Annotated in this window: 1 protein-coding gene; it reads left to right on the top strand. The window is 75.3% G+C overall.

Translation table 11 applies throughout. The features are described 5' to 3' along the window. Positions 1-18: 18 nt before the first annotated feature. Positions 19-4,144 (top strand): beta-ketoacyl synthase N-terminal-like domain-containing protein (locus WBA97_RS11320; RefSeq protein WP_424230704.1); only part of this gene is annotated, 4,126 nt, incomplete at its 3' end.

Raw genomic sequence — 4,144 nt, 5'->3', positions numbered from 1 at the left:
GGCTGGGCTGGTGGCGGCATGACCGACGCCGCCACCGCCGCCCGGCTCGGCGACCGGGGCCTGCGCACCATGGACCCGGACCTGGCGCTGCTGGCGCTCGCGCAGGCCGTCGGCGCGGGGGAGACCGCGCTGACCGTCGCCGACATCGACTGGCCCGCGTTCCTGCCCACCTACACCGCCGCCAGCGCCCGCCCCCTGATCGGCGAGATCCCCGAGGTCCGCGCCGCGCTGACCGGCACGGAACCCGCCGACGAGCCGGAAACCGGCCTGCGGCAGCGGATCGCCGACATGCCAGCGGCCGACCGCGCACCGTTCCTGCTCGACCTGGTGCGCGCCGAGGCGGCCGCCGCCCTCGGCTACTCCGACCCGTCCCCGGTCGAACCCGACCGGGCGTTCCGCGACCTCGGCTTCGACTCGGTCACCGCAGTGGCCCTGCGCAACCGGTTGCGTGCTGCCACCGGCCGAGGGTTGCCGACCTCGGCGGTCTTCGACCACCCCACCGCGACCGCGCTGTCCCGGCACCTGCTGGCGGACCTGCTCGGCGAACGCGGTCCCGTCCGCGACGCCAGGGCCACCGCCGTCTCCGACGAGCCGATCGCCATCGTCGCCATGAGCTGCCGCTACCCCGGCGGGGTCAGCTCGCCGGACGAGCTGTGGGACCTGATCAGTGCGGGCGGCGACGCCATCGGCGACTTCCCGGCCGACCGAGGCTGGGACCTGGAGCACCTGTTCCATCCCGACCCAGACCACTCCGGCACCTCCTACACCTCGCAGGGCGCGTTCGTGCACGACGCGGGCGGTTTCGACGCCGGGTTCTTCGGCGTCAGCCCGCGCGAGGCCATCGCCATCGACCCGCAGCAGCGGCTGCTGATGGAGGCGGGCTGGGAGGCGTTCGAGCGGGGTGGGCTCGATCCTGGCACGTTGCGGGGCAGCAGAACCGGCGTGTTCGTCGGCGCGTCGTTCGCGGGCTACGGCGTCGGCGGGCGGCCAGGCGGCGAGACCGAGGGTTACTTCCTCTTCGGTTCCGGCACCGCGGGCACCTCCGGGCGCGTCTCCTACACCTTCGGGCTCGAAGGGCCCTCGGTCACCGTCGACACGGCGTGCTCGTCATCGCTCGTGGCCATTCACCTCGCCTGCCAGTCGCTGCGAGCGGGCGAGTGCGACATGGCGCTGGCAGGCGGGGTCGCCGTGCTGGTGTCGCCGGTGTCGTTCACCGAGTTCAGCAGGCAGCGCGGCCTGGCCGCCGACGGCCGCTGCAAGCCGTTCGCCGCCGCGGCCGACGGGATCGGCTGGGGCGAGGGCGTCGGCGTGCTGCTGGTCGAGCGGCTCTCCGACGCCGAACGCAACGGTCACCCGGTGCTCGCGGTGATCCGCGGTTCCGCGGTCAACCAGGACGGTGCGTCGAACGGCCTGTCCGCCCCCAACGGCCTCGCCCAGCAGCAGGTCATCCGCCAGGCGCTGGCCAACGCCCGGCTCGAACCGTCCGACGTGGACATCGTGGAGGCGCACGGCACCGGCACCACCCTCGGCGACCCGATCGAGGCGGACGCGATCATCGCCACCTACGGCCAGGACCGGGACGAGCCGCTGTGGCTTGGCTCGGTGAAGTCCAACATCGGCCACACCAGCTCGGCCGCGGGCGTCGCCGGGGTGATCAAGGCGGTCATGGCGCTGCGCAACGGGGTTCTCCCTCGAACCCTGCACGTGGACGAGCCCACCCCCGAGGTCGACTGGTCGGCAGGCGCGGTGTCGCTGCTGACCGAGTCCCGGCCGTGGCCGGAGACCGGCCGCCCCCGCCGCGCCGGTGTCTCGGCGTTCGGCGGGACCGGCACCAACGCCCACGCCGTCATCGAGCAGTACGACGCCCGGCTCGCCGAGGCCGGGCGGGAACCCGGCGGGGACGTCCCGTGGGTGCTGACCGCCAGGAACCCGGCCGCGCTGCGCGACCAGGCGCGGCGGCTGGCCACCCAGCTTGAGCGCCACCCGGAGTCGACCGTCGGGGAGGTCGCCAGAGGACTGGCCGCGCGCCCGGTGTTCGAGCACCGGACCGTGCTGCTCGGCCGTGACCGCGACGACCTGCGTGCCGCGCTGACCGCCGTCGCCGCCGACGGGGACCCGGCCGCCGCGGTGAGCGGGGAGGCCGGGACGGGCAGGACCGCGTTCGTCTTCCCCGGCCAGGGCTCGCAGTGGGCAGGCATGGCCGCCGAGTTGATGGCGACGTCACCGGTCTTCGCCGACAGCATCGAGGCCTGCGAGCGTGCGCTCGCGCCGCACGTCGACTGGTCGCTGCGCGAGGCGCTCGACGGCGGCGAGCTGGACCGGGTCGACGTCGTCCAGCCCACCCTGTTCGCGGTGCTGGTGTCGCTGGCCGCGGTGTGGCGGTCGCTTGGCGTCGAGCCCGACGCGGTGATCGGGCACTCCCAGGGCGAGATCGCCGCCGCCTGCGTGGCGGGCGCGCTGTCGCTGGCGGACGCCGCCGCCGTCGTCGCGTTGCGCGCCAAGGCGATCACCGCCTTGTCCGGGCTGGGCGGGATGGTGGCGGTGCCGCTGCCCGCCGGCACCGTGCGCGACCGGCTGGCGCGCTGGGAAGGACGGCTCGCCGTCGCCGCCGTCAACGGGCCCGCCGCCACCGTGGTCGCGGGCGACGCAGACGCGCTCGACGAACTGCTGGCCTGCCTGGCGGCCGATCGCGTCCGTGCCAAGCGTGTCCCCGTCGACTACGCGTCGCACACCGCGCACGTCGAACGCATCCGCGACGAGCTGCTCACCAGCCTCGCCGGCATCCGGCCCCGCGCGGCCACCGTCCCCTTCTGGTCCACAGTGGACTCGGACTGGCTGGACGGGACCGGACTGGACGCCGGCTACTGGTACCGCAACCTGCGCCAGCCCGTCGAGTTCGCCCGCGGCGTGCGTGCGCTGGGAGAGCAGGGTTTCCGGTTCTTCGTGGAGACCAGCGCCCACCCCGTGCTCACCGCCGCCGTCGAGGACGCCGACCTGCCGGGCACCGTCGCCATCGGCACGCTGCGCCGTGACCACGGCGGCCGCGTCGCCCGCGCCGCCGCCGAGTACTTCGCCTTCGGCGGACGGGTCGACCTGGCCGCCCTCACCGGCACCGGCCCGGTCGCGGAGCTGCCGACCTACCCGTTCCAGCGCACCCGCTACTGGCTGGCGCCCGCCGTCGCGGGCCCGGTCGCCGACGGCGGCCACCCGCTGCTCGAGTCCACGGTGGCGCTCGCCGACGGCGGGGTCGTCGCCACCGGCACCCTGTCGATCCGCACCCGGCCGTGGCTGGCCGACCACGCCGTGCTCGGCGCGGTGCTGTTCCCCGCCACCGGGTTCCTCGACCTCGTCCACCACGCGGGCGCCGAGGCTGGTTGTCCCGCCGTCGAGGAACTGGTCCTCGAGGCGCCGCTGGTGCTCGCCGAGCGCGACACGGTGCGGCTCCAGGTGACGGTCGCGGCACCCGGCCAGGACGGTCGCCGCACCGTCGCGGTGCACGCCAGCCACGACAGCGACAGCGACGACAACGACGCCGTCTGGACCCGGCACGCCTCCGGCACCCTCGCCGCCGCCTCGTCCTCGGTACCCGACCCGGTCACCGAATGGCCGCCGCCCGCCGCGACCCCGGTCGACGTCGGCGCCTTCTACCAGGGCGCCGCCGACGCCGGTTACGGCTACGGACCGGCGTTCCAGGGCATGCGTGCCGCCTGGCACCACGACGGCGAGCTGTACGCCGAGGTGGCACTGCCAGACGACCTGGGCGACGACAACAGGTACGGCCTGCACCCCGCCCTGCTCGACGCCGCGCTCCACGGCATCGGCATGGCACGCGCACTGCGCGACGGCAACGGCCTGGACCGCCCCGCCGAACTTCCGTTCTCCTTCACCGGTTTCGCCCTGCACGCGCACGGCGCGACCGCGTTGCGGGTCCGGCTGGCCGCCGCGCCGGACGGCACGGTCGCGGTGTCGATGACCGACGAGACCGGCGTGCCCGTGCTCACCATCGACGCACTGGCGTGCAGGCCGGCCGCGGCCGAGGTCGCCGGGGCGCGGCGCGGCTCCGGCGAGTCGCTCTTCGCCGTCGACTGGAGCCCGGTCACCGCGACCGCCCCGCCGGTCCGCTGGGCCGTGCACGGCCCAGACC

The sequence above is a fragment of the Actinophytocola sp. genome (genome assembly GCF_049647105.1).
Taxonomy (GTDB): Bacteria; Actinomycetota; Actinomycetes; order Mycobacteriales; family Pseudonocardiaceae; genus Actinophytocola.
This window is presented reverse-complemented; position numbering and strand designations above follow the sequence as displayed.